Below are 23,459 nucleotides of genomic sequence, written 5' to 3'. Positions count from 1 at the left end.
CGTACTCTTCGGCCTCGACCATGGCGTACAGCGACCAGCGCACGATGTCGGCGAACTGGTTGTCGCCGTGGCGCACCACCGGTCCCAGCGGCTCCTTGGAGATGATCTCCGGCAGGATGATGTAGTCTTCCGGCTTGGGCGCGTTGGCGGCACGGGTCGCATAGAGGCCCGAGGCGTCCGTCGTGAAGACGTCGCAGCGGCCGGCGAAGAACGCGGCGCGGACTTCCTCGACCTTCTCGATGACCACCGGCTTGAAGGTCATCTTGTTGGCGCGGAAGTAGTCGGCAAGGTTGAGTTCGGTCGTCGTGCCAGGCTGCACGCAGACGGTTGCGCCGTTCAGTTCCTTGGCGCTCTTCACGCCGAGCTTCTTGTTCACCATGAAGCCCTGGCCGTCGTAGTAATTGACGCCGGTGAAATCGAAGCCGAGCGCGGTATCGCGCGTCAGCGTGTAGGTCGTGGTGCGCGCCAGCAGGTCGACCTCGCCCGACTGCAGCGCCGTGAAGCGCTGCTGGGCGGTGGTGGGGACGAACTTCACTTTGTCGGCATCGCCGAAGATCGCCGCGGCGACCGCGCGGCAGAGATCGACGTCGAGGCCGGTCCACTTGCCCTGGCTGTCGGCGAGCGCGAAACCCGCAACGCCGGTGCTGACGCCGCAGATGAGCTGGCCGCGCGCCTTGATGGCGTCGAGTTCCTTGCCGGCTTGTGCCGTCGTGGCGACACCGGCCAGTGCGACCGCGGCGACGCCGGCGGCCAAAAACTTGTTCAACATCTGGTCTTTCCCTCGTGGTTGCATCGGATTCCCGATCGGCGACTTGCGTGACCGTTCACGGTCGATGGCGCAATTCGTAGGCGATCAAACGGCCGGACGCAACGCCGCCCAACCGGGCGGGACGCTCTGAAGGACGATGTCTAGAGGCGATCCGCGCCGTTGGCGCCGAACGGGTTCTTCGACCAGGGCTCGGAATCCTGCGAGCTGCGGAACCAATCGCCGAAGGACCGCGGTTTGCTGCGGCTGCTGGCTGCGTGGACGTCCTGCTGCCATTGGCGGTAGGACACCAGTGCCTCGCCGGTCAGCGTAATGGCGCCGCCCTTTTCCGTGATGTATGGCGCCGGATCGACGAACTGGCCGTTCACGATCACCGAGAAATGCAGGTGTGCCCCGGTCGACCGGCCGGTCGAGCCGACGTAGCCGATCAGATCGCCCTTGCGGACGCGGGTGCCCGGACCCATGCCATCGGCAAACCGCGACATGTGGGCGTAGAGCGACTCGAAATTATCGGCGTGGCTGACTTTTACGGTGCGGCCGTAGTTGAAGTACCAGCCCTGGTGATTGATCATGCCATCGGCTGCCGCGAAGATCGGCTCACCGGTCTTGCCTTCGAAGTCGATGCCATTGTGGAAGCCACCACCGCTCTTGCGGCCGTAGTAACGGCGGATGCCAAAGGGCGAGGAGATGCGTGCACCCGGCCTTGGGTCGGTCAGCGCTGTGCCACCCAGCCGGCGGCCATTTTCGTCGAACCAACCTTCCGGCTCATTGGGCGGAGCGAACCACCAGAAGGACTGTTTGTTCTGTCCGTCGCCGAGACTGGCGAGGAGGATGCGCGGGGCACCATCGACGGTGCGGCCCTGGAGAACCTCGACCTTGGCGGTTGGGGGCGCGAATCCCGCCAGTGCCTGGGTCAGTTCCTTGAGCGTTGCCGCGCTGGTGCCGGCTGGCGCCAGGCTGGTCACCAGCGTCGCGCTGTTGGCTTTGACGACCGTTACCGATCCGGCGACGACCGACCGGGCGCCGGGGCCGGCGGCCGACGCCGTACTGGGGACGGTGGAGACCCGTTGATCGTCGTTCTCGGTGGCACCCGGTGCCAGCTTGAAACCGAACGTGCCGTCGGCGGTCCGCTCGAGTTCCACGGCCAGCGAGCTTGCGGAAAAGAGCTGCAGCGCAACCAGGCGTTTGGGCTGGTTGGCGCCCTGGGAGACCAGGACGGCACGGCCGGAACTGGCTTCCTTGGCGCTCAGTTGGCTCAACGCCTTGCCGACGGCCTCGGATGCCGCCTGGGCGTCGGCGTGGTCGACCTTGAGATTGACGAGTTGTTCGACGACGGAGCCGTCGCTGCCGATCGAGAAGGGCTGGATGTCGTTGTTGGAGGCGGCCTTCGCCGGCGCCTTGAGCTGGTTCTTGCTGGGCGCCTTGACCTGGGCGGTCGCCCCGGCGGCACCGTAAAGCTGAAACGTGGAAACGGCGAGAGTTGCGGTCACAAGGGTGCGAACGGCTCGCCAGCGCTGGGCGCGCTCATCGCGCGTTGTCGTGGACGCCATTGGCCTCTCCCGATCCATTGAACTCAACAAACTGTCTTAGAGGCCAATCAACGAATTCACCGACCTCCCCCAGGTCGGTGCCCCCCGCGATGCCCCGCTTCGGGCGATACTGGCTACGGACTATCCACAAGTCCAACAAAAAGTTGCAAAAATGCAACACTCGCGCAATGTGGATAACCTGTTGTTATGGCTTGATTTTTCGTCTCTAGGGACGACGCCGGTCACGAAACGCCACAGGGGCCTTGGCCGTGGTTTCGAGCGACTCCCGCAGTGCGGGATAGCTCGCCAGCAGGCCGGCGGCCTCGGCCATCTCCTCGACATCGTTGAACATGGGAACGCCCGCGCGCTCCATTGTGGCGAACCAGTCGGCCTTGCCCGGCAGGGTGCCCATCATGCTGTGAAGCAGGGGTAGCCGGGCGGTTGCGGCGAGGTCAGCCAGCCTGGCGATCACCGGTCTGGCATCGACCATGAACGGCACGACGTGGATCATCATGACCAGGTCGTAGGCTTGGGCGGCATGATTCATGGCCGCCTCGAAAGCGAGCCCGAAACGGTCCTCCCGGGCATCGGCGAGCAGGTCGATCGGGTTGGCGATCGAGGCTTCCGGTGGCAGCTGCTGACGCAATACCTCGGCCATGGCGGTCGGCAGGGCGCCTAGATCCAGCCCCTCGAGCGAGGCCCGGTCGGCGCAGAGCACTCCCGGGCCGCCCGAATTGGACAGGATCAGGGCCCGCTTGCCGAGGCCCTGCGGGAAGCGGCCGAACGCCTTGCCGGCCAGCAGCAGCCGACGCAGGCTCTTTACCCGGACGATTCCGCAGGAGGTGCAGAAGGCCTCGATGGCGGCATCGTCGTTGGCGATGGCGCCGGTATGGGCCGAGGCCGCCCGCCCGCCGACCTCGGTCCGGCCGCCAAAGAGGGCGATCACCGGCTTGGTCGCGGCCACGGCGCGGGCGGCGTGGCAGAAGCGTTCGTGATCCTCGATCGATTCGACGTAGAGAAGGGCCGTGCCGATTTCCGGGCGATCGCCCAGCCAGGCAAGGTAGTCCTCGACGCCGAGATGGACGGCATTGCCGACCGAGACCACGGACGCGAGCGGCAGGTCGCGGGCGTTGGCCTTGTCGATGAACTCCTCGGCGAGCGCACCCGATTGGGAGATGAAGGCAAGACCGTTGCCCGCACCAGCGGCGGCGCCGGGCGGCAGGTCACGCAGGAACGTCGCGGCAAAGCGCCAGGCCGGATCGAGATGGATGATGCCGGCGCAGTTCGGCCCGGCGATGGTGAGGCCGCGCTCGGCCGAGAGCTTCAGCAGCGCCTCGTTGCGTGCGACGCCGACCGGCCCGGCCTCGGCAAAGCCGCCGGGCAGGATCAGGAGGTTCCGAATACCGCGGTCGGCCGCCTCGCGTACCGCGTCGAGGATGGCGTCGGGACGGATGATAATGACGGCGAGATCGACCGGCGGGTCGATGGCGCCGATCGAGGTCACCGAGTCGTAACCGAAGATCGTGCCGCCCTTGGGATTGACCGGCACCACGCGACCGCCATATCCCGCCTGCCGCAACATCTGCATGATGGCTCCGCCGGACGACGTGGCCCGCTCGCCGGCGCCGACGACGGCAATGCTGCGGGGCGCGAAAAAGGGCGAGAGGTCGCGGATGGCCATGTCGAATTGTTTGCAGCACAAACATTGAAGGAGAACAAGATGGCCGATCCGATCGAGCTGCTGATTCAGGGCCGCGCGCACGATCTGGGTGGCGGCTTTGCGGTGCGGCGTGTGTTGCCGAGTGCGAAGCGCCGCATGGTCGGGCCGTTCATCTTCCTCGACCATTTCGGCCCGATGGACGTGCCGCCGGGCGGCGGCATGGAGGTGCGGCCGCACCCGCATATCGGCCTCGCCACCGTGACCTACTTGTTCGATGGTGGGATCTTCCATCGTGACAGCCTGGGCTTCGCGCAGCCGATCAAGCCGGGCGACGTCAATTGGATGACGGCTGGCCGCGGCATCGTCCATAGCGAGCGCACCGAACCGGAGATGCGCCGGACGGGCTTTCGCATGCACGGCGTCCAGACCTGGGTGGCGCTACCCAAGACGCACGAGGAGACAGCACCGGCTTTCGAACATGTCGAGGCGGCGCGGCTGCCGGCCTGGCAGGAGCAGGGCGCGGCGCTTCGCTTGATCGTCGGCACCTATGCTGGCCGGACGGCGCCGACGACGCATTTTTCGCCGATCTTCTATGTCGGCGGGGAACTGTCGGCGGGAGCGAAGTTCGTCGTGTCGCCCGAACACGCCGAACGGGCGCTCTACGTGGCCGACGGGTCCGTGACGGTCGGCGATCGGGTCCTGACCGTCGGCGATCTCGCCGTTCTGGCTACCGGTGCGACGGCCGAACTTGTGGCAGGCGCGGACGGCGCCAAGCTGATGTTGCTGGGCGGTGCCGCGATGGATGGACCGCGTCACATCTGGTGGAATTTCGTGTCGTCGACAAAGGAACGCATCGAGCAGGCCAAGGACGACTGGCGCGCCGGCCGATTCGCCATGGTGCCGGGCGATCCGGAGTTCATCCCGCTGCCGGACCGCTGATCGCCCTCAAGCCGAGGGAGGCGGCATCCAGGTCGTCTCCTCGTCGAGCGGATAGACGGGCCGCGGCAGCTTGGTCCAGGTGAAGTTCGCCAGCACCGGCGACGTCAAGCCCGGGCAGTCGACTTCGTAGATCTGGTCGGGTTTGAAGAACTCGTCGAAGCCGCCGCGGAAATGGCCGCGGCTCTTGACGACAACGACGCGCGCCTGGGCGATGTCGAGGTCGAACATCTCGAACTGGCGGGGGTCCATGCACTGGCAGCGATGACTGATGACGACGACCTGGATGCCGCCGAGATCGAGCAGCGCCGACGGGCCCATGTCCGACGAGACGTTCCTCAGCACGCCGCGGCGACCGACATAGCGGCCGTCCGACAGCTTCACGACCTTGGCCTGGCAATCGAACGGCAGCGAGAATTCCTGGTGTTCCTCGGTGTTGAACGAGGCGGTAAAGATCGCGCCCTCGCCGAGTTGGTGTGCTTTGGCCGCGAGCGCGGCATCGTTGAATACGCCGAACAGGACATTCTGTGCGCCGGCGCTTCTCAGCGCGCGCAGCAGGTAGGTCGTGTTGCCGCGCCCGCCACCGCCGGGATTGTCGGCGACATCGGCCAGGATGATCGGCTTGCGGCGCCGGTCGCGGCCGACCGAGGCCGCGAGTTGCACGGCGTCGCCGAGCGACATCATTGCCCGTTTGAAGCGGTCCTTCATGCCCCAGGCGCGGCCGGCGATGTCGAGCGAGAGGTCGGCCGCGGCCTGGCGGTTGCCGTTGCGCGCCGTCACGACCGCGGTGAGGCCGTTCTTCGGGCTGTCGCTGTAGGCGAAACCCGCCATCACCGACACGTTGAGGATATCGCCGCCCACCTTTGTCTGACCGTACTTGATGAGGTCGGCATAGGGCCCCTTGGCGGTCAGCAGGGAGATCTGCGGCGCCACGATCGGCACCTTGACCATGGTGATGGCGGTCTTCGCGCCCGCAAGGCACTCGCGCATATGCTTGGCGGCCTCGACGCCGCGTTCGTAGATGTCGGTGTGCGGGTTTTCCAGGTAGCCCACGAACACCGAGATGTTGTCGATCATCTTGCGCGACACGTTGGCGTGCAGGTCGAATACGACGACGACCGGGATTTCAGGGCCGACGATACGGCGCACGATCTCGAACAGATCGCCGTCGGGATCGTCGGTGCCCTGGGCCAGTGCGGCGCCATGGCTCGAGATGAACACCGCATCGAGAGGCCCTGCTGCCTTCAGGCCAGCCTCGATCTCGCGCAGGAATTCGCGGAAGAAGCTTTCCTCGACCGGACCTCCCGGTTGGGCGAGCGACACGCGAAGCGGCACCGGCGTCCAGTTGCCGGTGCGATCCATCTCGGTGAAGAAGCCGGGCAGGTCCGGCATCGTGATCGACGCGCCGGAGCGCGCTTCGCTCACGATGCGGTTGCCGCGGATATCGACGTCCTGCTCGAAATCCGCCGCCGTGGTGACGGGTGAGAACCGATTGCATTCGATGGCGAAGCCGAGAATGGCTATTCGCGGGTTGTCCTGAGACAACGTTTCCTCCCAAAGCCGGCATGCGGGAAACGCCTCGACCGGCTCGTTGAACGTAGCGTCCTACCCGCGGCGTGGCGAGTGGCAGCTATTGCACATCAGGACTGCTTGACTGCAGGCCTTCTCAGAACAGGATCAGCCTGGAATCCATGATGCCGAGTGGCCAGCGGCCGGCGGCGTAGAGACGAAACTTGCTTTCGAAGGGCGACGCCGGCTGTTCGGCGAGCCGGGCGAGGGCCAGTTGATAGACCGCCTGCGCCGCAGCACCCGCTGCGACATGGATGGAGGCGGCGGCGGCCTTGCCCATGCGGGCGGCGGCGGTCGCGGCCTTGCCATGCACCAGGTCGCCGGTCTCGGTCGTGAGTTCGGTGAGCGACGACCAGAGCGCGCGCTCGGGATAGCGCGCCTCGGCCTCGGCGAGCAGGGTCAGCCGCAGCGACTCCTCGCGGTCCCACCACGCCGGCATCCAGTCGGGCGCCTTCAGGAGGCGCTCGGCGTCGGGCCAGTCGCGCGCCAAGCCGACCTCCAAGGCGTCGAAGCCCAGCGCCGCCAGATATGCCGCTGCATCGCTGCGGTCGCCTTCGGTGAGAGGCTCGCCGAGAGCGGCAAACCATGACGCCGCCTGCACTTCCATGCGAAGCGCATCGAGCAACGTCCGGGGAAGGGCGACGATGCGGTTCACCCCACGGGGCTCACGCCGCCTGCCGGATCTCCGGCAGGGTAAGGCCGTACTTGCTGGCCACCTCGGTGGCGCGCGTCACGTAGTCCTGGCGCATCTCGTCGTTGGTGCGCTGCTTGATCTTCCATTTGCGGAAGATCTCGTTGTTCTTCGACTTCGAACCGCCGAAGAACGACGGCAGGTAGGGATAATATTCGTCGACAGCCGCCTGAAGCCGCGCCTTGCCGTCGGGCGTCTTCACCAGTTCGGCGGAGAAATCCTCGCCGAACTGCGCATGGAAGCGCTCCTCCGGCATCGTCGCGCGCGCGAGGTTGCGCAGCGGATGGAAGGTGCAGTGCAGGAGGTCTTCGACCTGCAGGATCTCGGCGAGGTCGGCCAGCAGCTTGATGGCCACGAACTCCTCCCAGGTCTTCAGCGGGAACTCGAAGATCGACAGCGGCTTTTTGCCGGTACCGGGCACCATGCGCTCCTCAGGAATCCCCATCTGCACGCCGAGCTGCTTGAAGCGGACGTGATGGCCGTATTCCTCCATCGCCACGCGACAGGTCAGCCACTTGGCGTAGGGTGTCGGGGCGTAGGAGATGGCCGGCTCGTCGAACACCTGTGCGCCGTAGAGCTCGTTGATGGCATGGCTGATGACGAGCTTCGAGACGGCCTCGCGATATTCTGCAGGCGCGCCCTTCAGCTCCTCGACGGTCTTCACGACGATGTCGGTCATGGTGGATCTCCTCAGACGAGTGGTTCGGTATTGAAGGCTTCGAGATCGGTGGTCATGTCGGTGAATTTCGGCCCCAGTTTTGCGACCAGGTCCTGGGCCAGCGTCGCAGGCGCTCCCACCTCCAGAGTGGCGACGGGACGCGGCTGGGCGAACAGGAAGACCTCGCGTCCGCGTACGCCCAGCAGCTGGCCGGTGATGGTCTTGCCGGCCGGCGAACAGAGCGCCGTCACGACGTTGGCGACATGGTGGGCGCCGATCCTGAGCGCGCGCTCCTTGTAGGTTTTTTGCGCGTCGTTGGCGGGCTGGATGATGTCGGTCACGCGCGTCTTGGCAAATGGCGCCACGGCGTTCGCCGTGATGCCGGCCCGCTGCAGGTCCATGGCGGCGACCCGTGTGAGCCCGAACAGCCCGGCCTTGGCGCTGGCGTAGGCCGCCTGGCCGAGATTGCCGTAGAGCCCGGCCGACGAGACGATGTTGACGATGCGGCCCCAGTCGTAGCCGTCCTTGCCGCCGCGGCCTGACTTGCCCTGCTCACGCATGACACCTGACGCGGCGTTGATCAGGTAGAAGGCGGCCGAGAGGTTGGTCCGAATCACCGCATCCCAGTCGCGCGGGTCGGCGCGGAAGACGAAGGCATCGCGCAGGATCGCGGCGTTGTTTACGACGATGTCGATGCCGCCGAATTGCTTCACGGCCATGTCGACGAGCTGCCGGGCGGCTCCGGGAGAAGCCACGCTCTCACTGAAGGGCAGCGCATTCTTGCCGAGTGCCTTGGCGGCCTCGCGCGCAACTTCGGGATCGCCGTCCTCACCCGAGATCGAAGCGCCATTGTCGGCCACGATCACCTTCACGCCTTCGGCCACCAGCGCTTCGGCGATGGCGCGGCCGATGCCGCGGCCGGCGCCGGTGACGATGGCTGAGCGTCCTTCCAGCAATGCAGTCATCGTTCCGCTCCCGTTTTCTTGTTGGCGCTGGCCATCTCGGCCGCGGTGTAGAAGGCGTCGGCATGGACGTCGATCCGGCGCATGCCGCGCCGCTCGAGCAGCTTCGTCGCGGCCTCGACCATGACCGGCGGTCCGGCGAGGTAGGCCTTGCAGCCGTCGACTTCGTCGAAGTCGGCGGCGACGGCGTCGTGGACCAGGCCGCAACGCCGGCTCATGCCATCGCCTTCGCTCAGCACCGGAATGAAATGCAGGTTCTTGTGTTGGCTTGCCAGCGCAGTGAAATGGTCGTGCAGGTAGAGGTCGCGCTCGGTGCGGACGCCGAAATAGCAGTAGATATGCTGCGGCAGGTTCTTCTGAAGCGCGCGCTCGACGATCGCCTTGATCGGCGCCATGCCCGAGCCGCCGGCGACGGCGATGATCGGGCCGCGATGGGCTTCGCGCAGATACGAGGCGCCGAACGGGCCTTCGACCCGCACGCCGTCACCGATTTTGAGTTGCTCCGCGACATGGAGGCTGGTGGCGCCGCCGATAGTCCGCCGGATATGGAATTCCAGAATCGGATCGCCCGGCAGGTTGGCCATCGAATAGTCACGCGGCGGACAGCCGCCGAAGGTGACGGACGCGAATTGACCGGCGGAGAAATCGAAGGGGCCACCCGAGGCGATCTCCAGCCGCACGCGCTTGATGTCGTGCGTGGCATCCTCGAGGCCGACCACCTTGCAGACCAGCACGCGGCGGGGATGGACGATCAGGTCGTCCTCTTCGAGCCAGGCGACTTCGGAGTCTTCCCAGGGGACGGCGCGGCAGGCCAGGATCAGGCCGCGGTCCTTCTCTTCGTCGGAGAGCGCAAACTCGGAGTAGCCCTCCATCGTCACCTCGCCCTTGACGAGGTGCGACTTGCAGGCGCCGCAATTGCCGGACTGGCAGCCGAAGGGATAGGAGACGCCCGAATCGAGGGCAGCCTCCAGGATGGTGGCGCCAGTCGGCACCTCGATGGTGCGGTCAGCCTGGGCGATACGGACTTTGAAACTCATCGGGAACTGCGCACGAGAATTTGTTTGATCCCCAAACAATCGCCGTTTACCACTCGTGTCATGGGCCGTCCACCCGCCAAACCGATCCCCCCCGAGCTTGACCGCGGCGTCCTGCCGACGTTGCTGGGCTACGTGCTGCGGCGCACGCAGTCGGCGGTGTTTGCCGATTTCGCCGGGACCTTCCAGGCGGCCGGCGCGGCGCTGACTCCCGGGGAATTCGGCCTGCTGATTCTCGTCTCCCGCAATACGGGCCTCAGCCAGATGGCGCTGGCGCGGGCACTCGGCATCGACCGCTCGACCCTGGTGCCGATCCTCGACCGGCTGCAGGCGCGCGGCTTGCTGGTACGGCGGCGCTCGCCCACCGATGGGCGCACGCATGCGCTGAGGCTGACGCCGTCCGGCGAGAAGGCGCTCACACGCTTCACGAGTCTGGTGCGGGCTCACGAGAAGCGCATTGCCTCCCGTCTTTCGACCGCCGAAACGCTGAAGCTCATCGAGCTGCTGGAAAAGGTGCGGGCCGGCGCGCGTTCGTTATAGTCCCGGCCGCCATGATTGACGCGCCATGACCTCAGCCCATCCCGACTTCGGCCATATCGCCGGCCAGTCGATGAACGACACCGTTCTTCTCCAGTTGATGCGGGCCAATCCGCCGGAGCCGGTGAAGACGCTCAATGGCGAGTTGATCGAGATCGATCAGGCTCGCGGCACCTGCCGCTTCCGGTTCGAGATCGTACCGGCTTTCTGCCATTCGGACGGCCGCATCTGCCAGGGCGGCTTCCTCACCGGCATGGTCGATACCGCGATGGCCAACGCCGCGATCGTCAAGGGCAACCTCGCCGTCGCCGTGCCGACCCTCGAGCTGAAGATCAGCTTCTTCGAGGCGATGGGGCCGGGCATCGTGTTCGCCGAGGGCCGGGTGATGCGCTGGGGCGGTTCGGTCGGCTTCCTCGACGGCGATCTCAAGGACGAGAAGGGCCGCCTGATCGTCCATGCCACCTCGACCATCAAGATCGTCCGGCCGAAGAAAGCCTAGAGAAGCGACCTCAGAACCGGGCCAGCCAGTGCTCGGCGATCTGCCGGCGGGTGGCGAACCAGGCGCCGCCCTTCTGTTTCATGTGGCCGACGATGCGATCGAGGGCGGCGATGCGGCCGGGCCGGCCGATCATGCGCAGGTGCAGGCCGATCGACATCATCTTCGGTGAGCGCTCGCCCTCGGCCCACAGCGTGTCGAAGGCGTCGGTCGTGTACTCGGCGAAGTCGCGCGCCGTCACGAAGCGGTGGAAGCCCTGGTGATAGTGCATGTCGTTGGTGTCGAAGCTGTAGGGGATGACCAGGTGCTTCTTGCCCGACACCTCGGTCTCGAACGGCAGGTCGTCGGAATAGTCGTCGCTGTCGTAGAGAAAGCCGCCCTCCTCAACGAGCAGGCGGCGCGTGTTGGGCGAGGGCGTGGAGCGCGTGTGCCAGCCGACGGGGCGCGTGCCCGCGATCTCGGCCAGCACCTTCACCGTCCTGGCAATCGCCTCGCGCTCGGCCGCTTCCTCCATATGGGCGTGCTTCTCCCAGCGCCAGCCATGGCAGGCGATCTCGTGGCCGCGCTTCACCGCGTCCTCGATCAGCCACGGCGACAGCTCGGCCGCCATCCCGCAGGTGCTGACGGTGGTGACGACGCCCAACCGTTCGAGCGTATCGGCGATCCGCCACCACGCCGCCTTGGTGCCGTACTCGAAGTGCGATTCCATGCAGCGATCCGCAACGCCCACCACTTCGTCGGTGACCTCGTAGACCTTTTCATTGTGGGGATCGCCCCGGGAAAGCGACATCTCGGCGCCTTCCTCGAAGTTGATCACGAACGAGACCGCGACCCGTGCGCCGCCGGGCCACTTCGGATCGGGCGGTGTGCGGCCGTAGCCTTTAAGGTCACGCATCGCGGTGCCCGATGACGTCGGCCAACGACTTGGAGAGGCCCTTGGACTCCTTCGCCGCCGGTCGACGATAGGTGCCGGCAGTCGCCTTGCGCGGGTTCAGGCGGACCAGCCCCTCGGCCATCGTGATGGCGGCCTGGATGCCGTCGACAAGGGGCACGGGCACGCGCTCCCTGATCTTGTTGGCGAGGCCCGCCAGCGGCGCGCCGGCCAGGATCACCACGTCGGCGCCGTTGTGGGTGACGACGCGGTTGGCGAGATCGACCAGCAGCTGCTCCTTCTCGTCTGCCACGTCGTTGATGTTGGTGAAGGAGCTGTCGAGCATCTGGATGGCGGCGCATCGGCCCGACATGCCGTGCCATTCCACGATCTCGGCGAACCACGGCTCCAGCGCCTTGGCGAAACTCACGATGGCGAACTTTCGCCCGAGCGTGCAGGCGACCAGCATCGCGGCTTCGGCCATGCCGACCACGGGGAAATCGAACAGCTCGCGCGCGCCACCGAGGCCCGGGTCGCCGAAGGCCGCGACGATGGCGGCATCGAAGGTGCCGCGCCGCTCGGCCAGCATCTCCAGCATCACCGCGCTGCCGATGGCGGCCTCGGCGCGGGTGGCGATGTAGGGTACGCCGCGCGGCGCCGTCATGGGCAGCAGCTCCGTTCCCGGACTGGCGACCAGCCGGCCGGCGGCGACCAGACGCTCGGTGACACCGGTGGAGGTGTTGGGGTTGGCGACCAGGATCTTCATGGCGTCACTCTAGGAGGCCGCGACTTAAAAGTCCGCGAGCTTGCGCAGCCCGACCAGGCGGTCGCCGATGATCAGGACGAGGATCGCCAGCAGCACCAGGCCGGCCGAGATCGCCGCGATCGTGGGATCGGGGGTCTCCTCGACATACTGCAGCATCTGGATCGGCAGGGTCTTGGTCCAGGCATCGGTGAAGAAGATCGATATCGGGTAGTTGTCCATCGAGGCCAGGAACGCGAACATGCCGGACGTGAGGAACGCCGGCGCCAGCGCCGGCACCAGCACGCGCATCAGCGCCATCGGATAGTTGCAGCCGAGCGTGCGCGCGGCGTCGATCAGCGAGAAATCGAACAGCGAGAGCGCGCCCACCACCGTGCGCACGACATAGGGCAGCGTGATCACGACATGGGCCACGAACAGGCTGGCGTAGACGTCGCGCAAGCCCATGGCCTTGAAGCCCTGCAGCATGGCGATGCCGATCACCAGGCCGGGCAGCATGAGCGGCGAGATCAGGAAGGTCGAGATGGCCTCGCGGCCGGGGAAGCGGCCGCGGACGAGAGCGATGGCGCAGAGCGTGCCCAATACCATGGCGATGGCGGTGGAGATGGCCGCGACCTGCAGCGAGACCATGAGGGCAGGCAGCAGGCCGCGTGTGTTGGCCAGCTTCTGGTACCAGCGCAGCGACCAGTCGGGCGGCGGCAGCGTGAAGACGGTCGACGAGCCGAACGACACCGCGATGGTGACGAGAAGCGGCGTCATCAGGAACACCACGGTGAAGGCCGCGATGAACCAGATAAAATAACGGGTGAGCCGCTCGGTCGCGGTCATGTGCTGCCGCCCAGCCGGCGCGCGAGCCAGGTCGAGCCGACGACGATGGCCACCGCCAGCGTGAGAAGGATGACCGCCGTGGTCGAACCCAGCTGCTCGTTGCGCATCAGCAGGAACGAGCGGCCGGTGAGGGTGGCCAGGGTCTGGAACCGGTCGCCGATCAGCAGCGAGGGGATCACGAACATCGACACGCTCATCGAGAAGACGAAGGCCACGCCCGAGACGATGCCGGGCAGGGTGAGCGGCAGGGTCACGCGCGTGAAACTGTAGAGCGGCGTGGCGCCGAGCGTGGCGCCGGCTTCGCTGAGGCGTGGATCGATCAGCTTCACCACCGAATAAATCGGCAGGATCATGAAGGGCAGGAAGATGTTGGCCGCGCCCAGCACCAGCCCGGTCTCGGTGAACAGCAGTCGCTGCGGCGTGTCCCAGATGCCGAGCCCGACCAGGAGCTGGGAGACCACGCCGTCGCGGCGCAGCACGATCTGCCAGGCGAAGGCTTTGACCACCGCGCCGATGGAGAGCGGCAGGATGATCGAGACCAGCATCACGATCTGCACCACCGCACCGGCGCGGGCGAGGGCGAAGGCGGCAGGATAGCCGATGACGAAGCAGAAGAGCGTGACCCAGGCGGCGACGCGCAGCGTGTTGCCGACGACGCGCCAGTTGAAGGGGTCGCTCATGAAGGAAATGTAGGGCTGGATCGTCAGACCCGACGGGCCCGTAAAACTCTTCATCAGCAGCCAGAGCAGCGGATAGGCGTAGACGACCAGCAGGTAGATCACCGCCGGCACCGCCAGCAGGATGACGGGATCGCGCCAGGGCGAGGGGGCGGACGAAGGAGCGGCGCGGGTCGTCATGACGCCGGATAGATGAGCGTGTCGGACACCGCCCAGCCGAGCTTCATCTCGGTTCCGGGCGCCGGCACGCCGTCCGTGAGATCGGCCGTCTCGACCATGAGCTGGTCGCCGCCCTGCGCTTCGAAGTGGAGCTGGACCTTCGAGCCCTGGAATACGGCGTCGCGCAGGCGGGCGATGAGCGCGTAGTCGCCGGGCGCGTTCACCCTGATGCGCTCGGGACGCACCGCGAGCAGGACCGGGGCGCCGGCCACGAAATTGCCGGCGGCGCGGAGCGGTCCGAACGCCGTCTCGACGGTCACCATGCCCTGGTCGTTGCCCACGACGGTGCCGGCGAGACGCGAGGAGAGGCCGACGAATCCCAGGGCGAAGGCAGTCGCCGGCCGCCGGTAGATTTCCTCCGGTGTCGCCAGATGCTCGATCGCGCCCCGGTACATGACGGCGATGCGGTCGGACATGGTGAGCGCCTCGTCCTGGTCGTGCGTCACGAACACCGCGGTGGTGCCGAGCTCGCGCAGCAGACGACGGAGCTCGATCTGCATGGTCTCGCGCAACTTGCGATCGAGGGCGGAGAAGGGCTCGTCGAGCAGCAGCAGCTTCGGCCCGACCGCGAGCGCGCGCGCGACGGCGACGCGCTGCTGCTGGCCGCCCGACAGCGCCCGCACCGAGCGATCGGCGAAGTCGGTGAGATGCACCAGCTCGAGAAACCGCTTCACGGTTGGCGCGATGTCGGCGGCGGCGCGTTTGCGGGCTTTCAGGCCGAAGGCCACGTTCTCGGCGACGGTGAGATGGGGGAACAGGGCATAGTTCTGGAAGACCACGCCGACGTCGCGCCGGTGCGGCGGCTTGGCCGTGATGTCCTCGCCGTCGAGCCGGACCGTGCCGCGATCTGCCGCCAGAAGGCCTGCCACGATCCGCAGCAATGTGGTCTTGCCGCAGCCCGAGGGCCCCAGCAGCGAGACGAACTCGCCGGCGCCCACCTTGAGGTCGATGCCACCCAATACAGTGGCGGCGCCGAACGATTTCTCCGCCGCCGCGACGTCGAGAAAGGCCTCCGTCACGACGCGCTCTACAGCGCCATGTCGCGATCCCAGCGCTTGACCCACGCCTCGCGGTTGGCGGCGACGAAGGCCCAGTCGACGGTGTGGATCGTGGCATTCGTCGGCATGCCGGCCGGAATGGCCGCATCCTTGTTGGTCGGCAGCGAATTGGTCTTGGCGGCAAGCGCGCTCTGGACCTCGACACTGATCATGACGTCGACAAATCCCGCACCGAGTTCGGGCTGGGGCGCCCCCTTCACCAGCGCGACGCCTGACGGCATGGAAAAGATGCCTTCCTTCGGCACGGCGATGTTGACCGGCGCGCCACTGGCCTTGCGGTCGAGCGCCACCTGCGAGATCGCGCTCGAGATCATGAAGCCTTCGCCCTGCTCCAGCAGGTTATAGGCTTGCGGCATCTGGGTGTACGCGGTCAGCAGGTTGGGTTTGATCGTCACCAGCTTCTTGAAGGCGGCGTCGATGTCCTTCTGGGCCTCGGCCATCGGCTTGCCGGTGGCGAGGTGCGCGGCCATGAACAGGTTGGCCAGTCCCTCGGTGTTCTGCAGCGAGGGCAGGATGATGCGGCCCTTGTACTTGGGATCGTAGATCTCGGCCCACGACGTCGGCGCCGTCGGCATGACCTTGGGGTTGTAGGCGATGCCGAGCCAGGGCTGCAGGTAGTTGCACCACATGCCGTCCATGTGGATCGTCCCGGGCTTCAGGAACTTGATGTTCGGAACCTTCTCCGGCGTGAGCTTCTCCAGCAGGCCTTCGGCCACGGCGGGGATCATCACCGGATCGTCCATCATGACGACGGACAGGTATTGCTTGTCTTTGTTCTTCTGCATCTTCTCGAGGTTGACCAGCGAGCGCGAACCCTCGAACACGACCTTGCAGCCGAGCTTCTTTTCGACCGCGGGCGCCACGATCTGCTCGATGAAGCTCTTGTGGCTGGCGGCGCCGCCGACCACGACTTCCTTGGTCTGGGCGCGCAGGAGGCGCGGTGCCGCGAGGGCGGCAGTCGCAGCACCCGCGGCGGCCAGGATGGCGCGGCGGTTGATCGAGATGGTCGTGGTCTTTTTCATGTGGGGTCCCCTTTGTCGAACCCCGGGAAGCAAGGACCGTGCCTAAGGCGCCGCCTTCAGGCGCGCCACTTCCTCTTCCAGCTCCTTGATCCGCTGTGTGAGCTGATTCACGGCCGGTGCGATCTCGGCCTCGCTGTAGCGCGCCACGATATGCTGCCGGCAATTGATGTCCCAGGCCTCGATCCTGAAGGCGATCGCCCGTTGCGGCTTTGCCTTATACGAGGGGTCGACCAGCCGCTCCATCAGCTCGGCATCGTCTTCGACCACGCGGGCGCGGCCCCAGAGCTTCAGCCGCTGCTGGGTGGCGAAATGCGGAATGAAGATGTGGGCCCGGTCGTTCTCCTTGAGATGGCCCAGGGTGATGTACTGCCGGTTGCCGGCGAAATCGGCGAAGGCGAGCATGTGGCTGCCGATCGGCTTCAGGAAGCCGGCCGGCCCGCCGCGATGCTGGACATAGGGACGGCCGTCGGCGCTGGCGGTGGCAAAGAAGAAGGTGTCGATGGCGGCCAGGAATTGCCGGAGGTCGTCGGTGATCTCCGTTTGCCAATCGCGGTCCTCGAACGACTCCCGCGAGCCGAGACGTGCCTGCTCCGCCTTGACCGCCGGCGAGAACATCACGTCTTCGGGCCCACTCATCGCCACTCCTCCATGGCTACTCCAGTTTCTTGCCGAGCTCGCCCGCCACTTCCTGGATGAACTGCCAGGCGACGCGGCCCGAGCGTGAGCCGCGCGTCACCGACCATTCGACCGCCCGCTTGCGCAGCGTCTCGGCCGGCACACCGAGTTTGTAGAAGGCGGCATAGCCCTCGATCATCGCGAAGAAGGTGTCCTGGTCGGCGTTGTGGAAGCCGAGCCAGAGCCCGAAGCGATCCGACAGCGAGACCTTCTCCTCGACCGCTTCCGACGGATTGATCGCCGTCGAGCGTTCGTTCTCGATCATGTCGCGCGGCATCAGGTGGCGGCGGTTGGAGGTGGCGTAGAAGACCACGTTCTCCGGCCGGCCCTCGATGCCGCCCTCGAGCACCGCCTTGAGCGACTTGTAGGCTGCGTCCTGGCCGTCGAACGAGAGATCGTCGCAGAACACGACGAAGCGGCGCTGGGAGTTGCGGATCTGGGAGAGCAATCCTGGTAACGAGGGGATGTCCTCGCGATGGATTTCGACCAGTGCCAACGGGCCCGGCGGTCCGCCGAGCTCGCGGTTCACGTGAGCGTGGACGGCCTTCACGATCGAGCTCTTGCCGGCGCCGCGTGAACCCCACAGCAGCGCGTTGTTGGCGGGCAGCCCCTTGGCGAAACGCCGCGTGTTCTCGAGCAGGGTCTCCTTCTGGCGGTCGATGCCCATCAGCAGGTCGAGGTTGACCCGGTTCACCTTTGGCACCATTTCCAGCCGGTGGCCGGCGGCGTGCCAGACATAGGCTTCGGCCGCGCCGATGTCGGCGCTGGGCGGTGCGGGCGGGGCCAGACGGTCGAGCGCTTCGGCGATACGTGAAAGTGTTGCTTTAAGGTCTTGATCCATCATTGCCGGCTGCGTGAAAGGGGGCGACCATATCGCCCCCTGCTTGCATTGCAAAGCGGGCACGGGCCGCTATAGTCCGCGCGCTTTTTCGACGGCCGGAAGATCAGGAGCAGAAGATGTTCATTTCCCCAGCGTGGGCTCAAGCGGCAGGCGGTGGCAGCGGGGATTTCCTCGTCCAGCTGTTCCCGCTGATCCTCATCTTCGTTGTGTTCTATTTCCTGCTGATTCGCCCGCAGCAGTCCAAGATGAAGGCCCAGCGCGAGATGCTGGCCGGCGTCAAGCGCGGCGACCGGGTTGTCACCGGCGGCGGCATCATCGGGCTGGTCACCAAGGTGATCTCCGACAACGAGCTTCAGGTGGAACTTGCCGACGGCGTGCGGGTTCGCATCGTCAAGCAGACCATCACCGACATCCTGACCCGCGGCGAGTCGGTGCGCGGCGCCAAGGAGTCCGAGGAGGACGACAAGCCGATGCTGCCGCCGCCGCCGCCGGCGGGCGAGAGAAAGAGCCTGCTCGGCAACCTGTTCGGCGGCAAGAAGTAGACGGATCGGCTGGGAGAAGTAGGTCGGGATGCTCAATCTTCCGCGCTGGCAGACCATCGTCATCATCGCCATCACGGTGCTGTCGGGACTGTTCGCCCTGCCCAACCTGCTGCCGAGCAACGTCCTCGATGCGCTGCCGCACTGGTACTCGCAGAACAGGATCAATCTCGGCCTCGACCTGCGCGGCGGCGCCCACTTCCTGCTGGAAGCCGACCTGCGCAGCGTGCTCACCGAACGGCTGACCAACCTTTCCGACTCGGTGCGCGCCGACATGCGCAAGCAGCAGGTCGGTATCAAGGACGTCACTGTCGAGCCCGGCCGTGCCGTGATCGTCACCCTGCGCGACGAGGCCCAGCGGACCAAGGCGATCGAGGCGATCCGCGCCCTCGATCCGACGCTTGCAGTGTCGGGCAGCGGCGACACCATCCGGCTCGCCTACTCCGAGCAGGAGCTGTTCCGCCGCAAGAAGGAAGTGATCGACCAGTCGATCGAGATCCTGCGCCGTCGTGTCGACGAGACCGGCACGCTCGAGCCCACGCTCGTGCGCCAGGGCGATGAGCGCATCCTGCTGCAGGTGCCCGGCATCAAGGACACCACCGACCTCAAGCGCAAGATCAACCAGACCGCCAAGCTGACGTTCCATCTCGTGAACGAGGACGTGGCGGCGGCCGGCGCGAACATCCCGGCGACGTTGCCGCCCACCACCTTCCTCGTGCCGACACGCGAGGGCATGCAGGAGCTGAGGCGGACCAACCCCAAGGCGTGGGAGGATATCCAGGCGGCCAATCCCCGGATGTCGCCCGAGCAGATCTGCCGGCGCTACCAGCCGCAGTGCCTGCCGGTGCTGAAGCGCGTGGTCGTGGGCGGCGAGGATCTCGACGATTCCAAGGCCACCTTCGAGCAGCAGCAGGGCGGCCGCCCGATCATCAGCTTCACCTTCAACTCGGCCGGCGGCCGCGCCTTCTGCGCCGCCACCCGCGCCAACATCGGCAAGCGGCTGGCGATCCAGCTCGACGGCGAGATCATCAGCGCACCGGTGGTGCAGAGCGCGATCTGCGGCGGCAGCGGCATCATCACCGGCAGCTTCACCACCCAGCAGACCCAGGAGCAGGCGCTGCTGCTGCGGTCGGGCGCGCTGCCGGCGACGCTCACCATCATCCAGGAGAGCACAGTGGGCGCCGATCTCGGCGCCGATGCGATCCAGGCCGGCACGGTGGCGGCGCTGGTCGGCACCGTCCTGGTGGCGATCGTGATGTTCGTCGCCTACGGCCCGGTGTTCGGCGGCTTCGCCAACCTCGCCATGCTCGTGAACCTCCTGATGGTGTTCGCCGGCATGTCGATCCTCGGCGCCTCGCTCACCCTGCCGGGCATGGCGGGACTCGTGCTGACGGTCGGCATGGCGGTCGATTCCAACGTGCTGATCTACGAACGCGTGCGCGAGGAGAAGGCGCTCGGCCGTTCGGCCTTCAGCTCGATCGCCACCGGCTATGAGCGCGCCATGTCGGCCATCATCGACGCCAACCTCACGACCCTGATCGCGGCCGTGCTGCTGTTCGGCTTCGGTTCGGGCCCGATCCGCGGCTTTGCCACCACCCTGTCGCTCGGCCTGCTGACCTCGATGTTCAGCTCGACCATCTTCACCCGCATGCTGCTCGCGGTCTGGGTGCGCTGGCGGCGTCCCACCGAACTCGTGATTTGAGGGCGCCGTCATGTGGAAGCCCGTTCACCTGTTCGCCTTCAAGAAGAAGTTCGATTTTCTCCGCTGGCGCAAGCCGGCCCTCATCCTGTCGACGCTGATCAACGTCGTGGCGATCCTGGCCGTCGTCTTCGTCGGGCTGAATTTCGGCATCGACTTCAAGGGCGGCATCGCCCTGCAGGTGCGCGCCAAGCAGGGCGCGGCCGCCCAGCTCGACGCCTTGCGTGCCACCGTGGGCGGGCTCGGCGTCGGCGAGGTCTCGCTGCAGGAGTTCGGCGAGGCCAGCACCGTGTTGATCCGCATCCAGCGCCAGGAGGGCAATGCCCAGTGCGTGGCCGGCGCCCAGCGCGTGATGCAGAAGCGCTCAAGTGCGGGCTGGCAGGTGAAGCCGGGCGCGGCCGGCACCGGCGACGTCGAATTCACGGCGCCCCAGGCGCTCGACGGCGCCGGTTGGCGCGACGCGGTGAGCCGGGTCGGCCTCACCATCGTCGAGCGCCAGTTGCCGCGCGGCACGACGGCCACCGCCAAGGTCGACATGTCGCCGGAGCAGCGCGCCGAATGGTGCCAGCAGGTGGCGATCAAGGCGGTCGAGGACGCGATCGGCGCGAACTACGATATCCGTGGCACCGAATCGGTCGGGCCCAAGATCGGCGACGAACTCATGATGAGCGGCATCTGGGCGGTGTTGGCGACGATGGCTGCCATCGTGGTCTACGTCTGGTTCCGCTACGAATGGCAGTTCGGCGTCGGTGCCCTGGTCGCCATGCTGCACGACGTGATCACCACACTCGGCGTCTTCGTCCTGCTGCAGCTCGATTTCAGCCTGACCGCGCTCGCCGCGGTGCTGACCATCGCCGGCTATTCGATCAACGACACGGTGGTGATCTTCGATCGCGTCCGCGAGAACATGCGGCGCTACAAGAAGCTTGGCCTGATCGATCTGCTCAACCTCAGCCTCAACGAAACCCTGTCGCGCACGTTGATGACATCGGGAACCGTGTTCGTGGCGGTGTTGGCCCTGGTCGTGTTCGGCGGACCGGTACTCTACAGCTTCTCGATCGGCATGCTGTGGGGCGTCATCGTCGGCACCTATTCATCGGTCTGGATTGCCTGCGCGGCCCTCGTCTACCTGAACCTGAGACCCGATCAGCTGCGGCCGGCCGACGAAGAGGCCGCGAAGGCCAAGGCGTGATCCCGCCGCGCCCCGCTTCAGGCGGCAGGGCGCCGGACGACAAGACCCTGCCGGCGCCGGATCCGGCCCAGGTCCAGCTCATCCGCAGCTACGGTCCCGGCCGCTTCCTGATCAGCGATCGCGACTGGCGCCAGCCGGTCCTCGTGACGCCGTTCGCCACCACGGCATGGAACGTCGCACGCGCCGAAGATCTGACGCTGGAGAGCCTCGCCGCGCTCAAGGCGGCGCCGGCACCCACCGAGCTTCTGGTGCTGGGCTGCGGCGCCCGCGCGATCCTGGTGCCCGCCGAGCTTCGCGCCGCGCTCAAGGCCGCCGGTCTCGCCCTCGAGGTCGTCGATACCGGCTCGGCCTGCCGCATCTACAATGTCCTGCTGGCCGAGAGCCGGCGGGTGGCGGCAGCGCTTATTCCGCTGTAGGCATCGGCCATGTCGCTCGATCTCTACCTCGCCTTCGTCGCCGCCTGCGCGGTCCTGATCCTGATCCCGGGGCCCAACGTCGCGCTGATCGTGGCCAACAGCGTGGCCCACGGCACGCGGTTCGGGCTCTTGACCGTGGCCGGCACCAGCAGCGCCGTCGTGGTGCACCTGGCACTCACGGTGCTGGGCGCGACGGCCTTGTTGAATTTCCTGGCCGCCAGCTTCGACTGGCTGCGCTGGGCAGGTGTTGCCTATCTCGTGTGGCTGGGCATCGCCGCCTGGCGGGCGCCCGCCGTAGACCTCTCGCGTACCGAGGCGCAGGCGCGCTCGGCGCGGCTGATCTTCGGGCGCGGCTTCCTGGTCGGTCTCACCAATCCCAAGACCCTGCTGTTCTACGGTGCGTTCCTGCCGCAGTTCATCACGCCGGGCCCGACCGCGGCCGACCAGCTCCTGCTGCTGGCGGTGACGTTCCTTGTCGTCGCCGTCGTGCTCGACGGGCTGTGGGCCGTCCTTGCCGGCCGCCTGCGCATGCTGATGGTGGCGCATGCCCGACTGCGCAACCGGCTGACGGGTGGCCTGCTGATCGGCGCCGGCGTCGGCCTCGCCCTCGCGCGCCGGCCCTGAGAACGCGGCCCGGGAAAGAAGCCCGGGAAAGAAGCCCGGGAAAGAAGAAAGCCTCCCCGTTGCCGGGGAGGCTCCCTCGATGCGGTGTGCCGCTTCGCGCTAGTTGCGATTGAGGATGTAGAGCACGACGCCGATGGCGACGAGGCCGACCAGGCCCTGACCGCCGAACGCCTTCAGGAAGGTGATGATGTTGCCGGCGACGTCGCCGAGGAACTGTGTGTTGCTGCCGAACAGCAGCTGCAGGATGATGGCCAGCGCGAGAAGCGCGACGGCGATGTCGGTGAACTTGACGACCATCATCTTGGCACGATCGAACCATTCCATCGTTGTCTCCTCTTGGTTTCTTGTCGACTCGAGGGGGTTGGAGTTGAGGGGTTACTTGCGACTGAACAGGTAGAGAATGATGGCGATCGCCACCAATCCCACGACGCCGTTGTTGCCGAGCGCCGTTATCAGCTTGATCAGATTGCCGACGACGTCGCCGAAGAAGGCGACGTTCGTGCCGAACAGCATCTGCAACACGATGCTGAGGGCCACGATCAAGAGGCCCAACTCCGTGATCCTGACGATCCAGGCTTTGGCCTTGTCGAAAACTTCCATCACTTGTTGTTCCTCCGGTTAGCGTTGGAGACCCGAGGTCTCCGCTCTTGGCTCTTGAGCTTTTGAGGACGCTACGCGTGCACGAACCACGCTCGGGGAATGCCGCGACGGGCCATTACGCCGGCTCGCACTTCTGTCCATGCAGAAGCACTGGCGGAAATCCCACCCAGATATTGTATTATTATTCTGACCAAACCGCAACATCTGGTAGGGATGGAATCCACAGATCGCTCCGGCGCATCCCGCTCTTAAAGTTGACATTTCAGCAGGTTTTGGCCACTATTTCTGTCAGGCTGGCGGGGATTGCGCCGGCCTCTTTCGTTCGTTCCGGCAAGACCTGCCCGCGGCCGTCCGCGGGTTCGCGCTTAGGCGCTTGGTGCAGCCGCCGCGATGTCCTGACTCGCGGGTCCAACAACCTCTGACCCCCCTCCGCCCCGAAAGACGGGGCACCTCCCCCGCAGACGGGGGAGGAGGAAGAGGTCGATTTAACTCCTCCCCCGTCTGCGGGGGAGGTGCCCGCGTAGCGGGCGGAGGGGGTCGGACTCCGGGCCCACATTCGGGCCCAACACCCCCACGTTTCAGGTGGGCCCGTTGAGC

26 protein-coding genes are annotated in these 23,459 nt (G+C 66.4%); 8 read left to right on the top strand and 18 right to left on the bottom strand.

Annotated elements, in window-relative coordinates:
• From EPO55_RS24365 to EPO55_RS24355, 3 genes are all read right to left on the bottom strand, one after another.
• Positions 1 to 769: amino acid ABC transporter substrate-binding protein (locus EPO55_RS24365; RefSeq protein ID WP_296340064.1), on the bottom strand; the 769-nt coding region annotated here is incomplete at its 3' end.
• A 140-nt stretch (positions 770 to 909) separates the two neighbouring features.
• Entirely contained in the window at positions 910 to 2,316 is a 1,407-nt protein-coding gene (locus tag EPO55_RS24360; protein ID WP_296340062.1) for a M23 family metallopeptidase, read from the bottom strand.
• A 205-nt stretch (positions 2,317 to 2,521) separates the two neighbouring features.
• On the bottom strand, positions 2,522 to 3,976 hold the full coding sequence (locus EPO55_RS24355) for a CoA-binding protein (RefSeq protein ID WP_296340059.1): 1,455 nt from the start codon (positions 3,974 to 3,976) through the stop codon (positions 2,522 to 2,524).
• A gap of 39 nt (positions 3,977 to 4,015) precedes the next feature.
• Here EPO55_RS24355 and EPO55_RS24350 point away from each other — a divergent pair, with 39 nt between their 5' ends.
• The gene (locus tag EPO55_RS24350) at positions 4,016 to 4,894 is read left to right on the top strand and encodes a pirin family protein (RefSeq protein WP_296340058.1); all 879 of its coding nucleotides are present in this window, start codon (positions 4,016 to 4,018) and stop codon (positions 4,892 to 4,894) included.
• A gap of 6 nt (positions 4,895 to 4,900) precedes the next feature.
• On the opposite strand, the gene EPO55_RS24345 is transcribed toward EPO55_RS24350, so the two are convergent.
• From EPO55_RS24345 to EPO55_RS24325, 5 genes are all read right to left on the bottom strand, one after another.
• The gene (locus EPO55_RS24345; RefSeq protein WP_296340056.1) at positions 4,901 to 6,436 is read right to left on the bottom strand and encodes a M81 family metallopeptidase; all 1,536 of its coding nucleotides are present in this window, start codon (positions 6,434 to 6,436) and stop codon (positions 4,901 to 4,903) included.
• A gap of 121 nt (positions 6,437 to 6,557) precedes the next feature.
• Positions 6,558 to 7,115, bottom strand: a complete 558-nt coding sequence (locus EPO55_RS24340) for a hypothetical protein (RefSeq protein ID WP_296340055.1) — start codon at positions 7,113 to 7,115, stop codon at positions 6,558 to 6,560.
• Positions 7,116 to 7,125: 10 nt separating this feature from the next.
• A complete protein-coding gene (locus tag EPO55_RS24335) occupies positions 7,126 to 7,830 on the bottom strand; it encodes a Phenylacetic acid catabolic protein (protein ID WP_296340054.1) in 705 nt (234 codons plus the stop codon).
• Positions 7,831 to 7,841: 11 nt separating this feature from the next.
• A complete protein-coding gene (locus tag EPO55_RS24330; RefSeq protein ID WP_296340053.1) occupies positions 7,842 to 8,774 on the bottom strand; it encodes an SDR family NAD(P)-dependent oxidoreductase in 933 nt (310 codons plus the stop codon).
• Entirely contained in the window at positions 8,771 to 9,808 is a 1,038-nt protein-coding gene (locus EPO55_RS24325) for a 2Fe-2S iron-sulfur cluster-binding protein (protein WP_296340052.1), read from the bottom strand. Before EPO55_RS24325 ends, EPO55_RS24330 begins: the two co-directional genes overlap by 4 nt.
• Before the next feature lie 60 nt (positions 9,809 to 9,868).
• Between EPO55_RS24325 and EPO55_RS24320 the strand changes: the two genes are divergently transcribed.
• Together EPO55_RS24320 and EPO55_RS24315 are read left to right on the top strand one after the other, a co-directional pair.
• Positions 9,869 to 10,345, top strand: a complete 477-nt coding sequence (locus tag EPO55_RS24320; protein WP_296340050.1) for a MarR family transcriptional regulator — start codon at positions 9,869 to 9,871, stop codon at positions 10,343 to 10,345.
• A gap of 25 nt (positions 10,346 to 10,370) precedes the next feature.
• Positions 10,371 to 10,841: a PaaI family thioesterase gene (locus EPO55_RS24315; protein WP_296340048.1), complete on the top strand. Its 471-nt coding sequence runs from the start codon at positions 10,371 to 10,373 to the stop codon at positions 10,839 to 10,841.
• Between the two features lie 10 nt (positions 10,842 to 10,851).
• Here EPO55_RS24315 and EPO55_RS24310 read toward each other — a convergent pair whose 3' ends face one another.
• The 8 genes from EPO55_RS24310 to EPO55_RS24275 are packed head-to-tail and all read right to left on the bottom strand — an operon-like array spanning position 10,852 to position 17,795.
• Positions 10,852 to 11,733 carry a polysaccharide deacetylase family protein gene (locus EPO55_RS24310; protein WP_296340047.1) on the bottom strand — a complete coding sequence of 294 codons (882 nt, stop codon included), beginning with the start codon at positions 11,731 to 11,733 and terminating at the stop codon, positions 10,852 to 10,854.
• A complete protein-coding gene (locus EPO55_RS24305) occupies positions 11,726 to 12,475 on the bottom strand; it encodes an aspartate/glutamate racemase family protein (RefSeq protein ID WP_296340045.1) in 750 nt (249 codons plus the stop codon). Before EPO55_RS24305 ends, EPO55_RS24310 begins: the two co-directional genes overlap by 8 nt.
• Before the next feature lie 24 nt (positions 12,476 to 12,499).
• Positions 12,500 to 13,300: an ABC transporter permease gene (locus EPO55_RS24300; RefSeq protein ID WP_296340044.1), complete on the bottom strand. Its 801-nt coding sequence runs from the start codon at positions 13,298 to 13,300 to the stop codon at positions 12,500 to 12,502.
• The gene (locus EPO55_RS24295) at positions 13,297 to 14,157 is read right to left on the bottom strand and encodes an ABC transporter permease (RefSeq protein WP_296340043.1); all 861 of its coding nucleotides are present in this window, start codon (positions 14,155 to 14,157) and stop codon (positions 13,297 to 13,299) included. The genes EPO55_RS24300 and EPO55_RS24295 overlap by 4 nt, the downstream gene beginning before the upstream one ends.
• Positions 14,154 to 15,215 carry an ABC transporter ATP-binding protein gene (locus EPO55_RS24290; RefSeq protein WP_296340042.1) on the bottom strand — a complete coding sequence of 354 codons (1,062 nt, stop codon included), beginning with the start codon at positions 15,213 to 15,215 and terminating at the stop codon, positions 14,154 to 14,156. Before EPO55_RS24290 ends, EPO55_RS24295 begins: the two co-directional genes overlap by 4 nt.
• Before the next feature lie 8 nt (positions 15,216 to 15,223).
• Positions 15,224 to 16,276, bottom strand: coding sequence for an extracellular solute-binding protein (locus EPO55_RS24285; RefSeq protein WP_296340041.1), 1,053 nt, complete (start codon positions 16,274 to 16,276; stop codon positions 15,224 to 15,226).
• Between the two features lie 42 nt (positions 16,277 to 16,318).
• On the bottom strand, positions 16,319 to 16,912 hold the full coding sequence (locus EPO55_RS24280; protein ID WP_296340040.1) for a pyridoxamine 5'-phosphate oxidase family protein: 594 nt from the start codon (positions 16,910 to 16,912) through the stop codon (positions 16,319 to 16,321).
• Between the two features lie 16 nt (positions 16,913 to 16,928).
• Positions 16,929 to 17,795: an ATP-binding protein gene (locus tag EPO55_RS24275; RefSeq protein ID WP_296340039.1), complete on the bottom strand. Its 867-nt coding sequence runs from the start codon at positions 17,793 to 17,795 to the stop codon at positions 16,929 to 16,931.
• A gap of 113 nt (positions 17,796 to 17,908) precedes the next feature.
• Here EPO55_RS24275 and yajC point away from each other — a divergent pair, with 113 nt between their 5' ends.
• Genes yajC through EPO55_RS24250 form a run of 5 tightly spaced genes read left to right on the top strand, consistent with a single transcriptional unit; the run spans position 17,909 to position 22,262 of the window.
• On the top strand, positions 17,909 to 18,334 hold the full coding sequence (gene yajC, locus EPO55_RS24270; protein ID WP_296340038.1) for a preprotein translocase subunit YajC: 426 nt from the start codon (positions 17,909 to 17,911) through the stop codon (positions 18,332 to 18,334).
• 28 nt (positions 18,335 to 18,362) lie between these two features.
• Positions 18,363 to 20,033, top strand: coding sequence for a protein translocase subunit SecD (gene secD, locus EPO55_RS24265; protein WP_296340037.1), 1,671 nt, complete (start codon positions 18,363 to 18,365; stop codon positions 20,031 to 20,033).
• A 10-nt stretch (positions 20,034 to 20,043) separates the two neighbouring features.
• Positions 20,044 to 21,222, top strand: coding sequence for a protein translocase subunit SecF (gene secF, locus EPO55_RS24260; RefSeq protein WP_296340035.1), 1,179 nt, complete (start codon positions 20,044 to 20,046; stop codon positions 21,220 to 21,222).
• Positions 21,219 to 21,638, top strand: coding sequence for an Mth938-like domain-containing protein (locus EPO55_RS24255; RefSeq protein WP_296340034.1), 420 nt, complete (start codon positions 21,219 to 21,221; stop codon positions 21,636 to 21,638). Before secF ends, EPO55_RS24255 begins: the two co-directional genes overlap by 4 nt.
• A gap of 9 nt (positions 21,639 to 21,647) precedes the next feature.
• Positions 21,648 to 22,262, top strand: coding sequence for a LysE family translocator (locus tag EPO55_RS24250; RefSeq protein WP_296340032.1), 615 nt, complete (start codon positions 21,648 to 21,650; stop codon positions 22,260 to 22,262).
• A 99-nt stretch (positions 22,263 to 22,361) separates the two neighbouring features.
• Here the strand turns inward: EPO55_RS24250 and EPO55_RS24245 are convergent, their stop codons facing one another.
• On the bottom strand, positions 22,362 to 22,586 hold the full coding sequence (locus tag EPO55_RS24245) for a hypothetical protein (RefSeq protein ID WP_296340031.1): 225 nt from the start codon (positions 22,584 to 22,586) through the stop codon (positions 22,362 to 22,364).
• A 51-nt stretch (positions 22,587 to 22,637) separates the two neighbouring features.
• Positions 22,638 to 22,862, bottom strand: coding sequence for a hypothetical protein (locus EPO55_RS24240; RefSeq protein ID WP_296340030.1), 225 nt, complete (start codon positions 22,860 to 22,862; stop codon positions 22,638 to 22,640).
• Positions 22,863 to 23,459: the final 597 nt, after the last annotated feature.

Source organism: Reyranella sp., from assembly GCF_004296935.1.
Lineage (GTDB): Bacteria > Pseudomonadota > Alphaproteobacteria > Reyranellales > Reyranellaceae > Reyranella.
This window is presented reverse-complemented; position numbering and strand designations above follow the sequence as displayed.

Excerpts from the sequence above, each read along its gene's own strand:
- EPO55_RS24360 (WP_296340062.1), bottom strand. The coding sequence starts at position 2,316 with ATGGCGTCCACGACAACGCGCGATGAGCGCGCCCAGCGCTGGCGAGCC.
- EPO55_RS24355 (WP_296340059.1), bottom strand. The coding sequence starts at position 3,976 with ATGGCCATCCGCGACCTCTCGCCCTTTTTCGCGCCCCGCAGCATTGCC.
- EPO55_RS24350 (WP_296340058.1), top strand. The coding sequence starts at position 4,016 with ATGGCCGATCCGATCGAGCTGCTGATTCAGGGCCGCGCGCACGATCTG.
- EPO55_RS24335 (WP_296340054.1), bottom strand. The coding sequence starts at position 7,830 with ATGACCGACATCGTCGTGAAGACCGTCGAGGAGCTGAAGGGCGCGCCT.
- EPO55_RS24330 (WP_296340053.1), bottom strand. The coding sequence starts at position 8,774 with ATGACTGCATTGCTGGAAGGACGCTCAGCCATCGTCACCGGCGCCGGC.
- EPO55_RS24325 (WP_296340052.1), bottom strand. The coding sequence starts at position 9,808 with ATGAGTTTCAAAGTCCGTATCGCCCAGGCTGACCGCACCATCGAGGTG.
- EPO55_RS24320 (WP_296340050.1), top strand. The coding sequence starts at position 9,869 with ATGGGCCGTCCACCCGCCAAACCGATCCCCCCCGAGCTTGACCGCGGC.
- EPO55_RS24315 (WP_296340048.1), top strand. The coding sequence starts at position 10,371 with ATGACCTCAGCCCATCCCGACTTCGGCCATATCGCCGGCCAGTCGATG.
- EPO55_RS24310 (WP_296340047.1), bottom strand. The coding sequence starts at position 11,733 with ATGCGTGACCTTAAAGGCTACGGCCGCACACCGCCCGATCCGAAGTGG.
- EPO55_RS24305 (WP_296340045.1), bottom strand. The coding sequence starts at position 12,475 with ATGAAGATCCTGGTCGCCAACCCCAACACCTCCACCGGTGTCACCGAG.
- EPO55_RS24300 (WP_296340044.1), bottom strand. The coding sequence starts at position 13,300 with ATGACCGCGACCGAGCGGCTCACCCGTTATTTTATCTGGTTCATCGCG.
- EPO55_RS24295 (WP_296340043.1), bottom strand. The coding sequence starts at position 14,157 with ATGACGACCCGCGCCGCTCCTTCGTCCGCCCCCTCGCCCTGGCGCGAT.
- EPO55_RS24285 (WP_296340041.1), bottom strand. The coding sequence starts at position 16,276 with ATGAAAAAGACCACGACCATCTCGATCAACCGCCGCGCCATCCTGGCC.
- EPO55_RS24280 (WP_296340040.1), bottom strand. The coding sequence starts at position 16,912 with ATGAGTGGGCCCGAAGACGTGATGTTCTCGCCGGCGGTCAAGGCGGAG.
- EPO55_RS24275 (WP_296340039.1), bottom strand. The coding sequence starts at position 17,795 with ATGATGGATCAAGACCTTAAAGCAACACTTTCACGTATCGCCGAAGCG.
- yajC (WP_296340038.1), top strand. The coding sequence starts at position 17,909 with ATGTTCATTTCCCCAGCGTGGGCTCAAGCGGCAGGCGGTGGCAGCGGG.
- secD (WP_296340037.1), top strand. The coding sequence starts at position 18,363 with ATGCTCAATCTTCCGCGCTGGCAGACCATCGTCATCATCGCCATCACG.
- secF (WP_296340035.1), top strand. The coding sequence starts at position 20,044 with ATGTGGAAGCCCGTTCACCTGTTCGCCTTCAAGAAGAAGTTCGATTTT.
- EPO55_RS24250 (WP_296340032.1), top strand. The coding sequence starts at position 21,648 with ATGTCGCTCGATCTCTACCTCGCCTTCGTCGCCGCCTGCGCGGTCCTG.
- EPO55_RS24245 (WP_296340031.1), bottom strand. The coding sequence starts at position 22,586 with ATGGAATGGTTCGATCGTGCCAAGATGATGGTCGTCAAGTTCACCGAC.
- EPO55_RS24240 (WP_296340030.1), bottom strand. The coding sequence starts at position 22,862 with ATGGAAGTTTTCGACAAGGCCAAAGCCTGGATCGTCAGGATCACGGAG.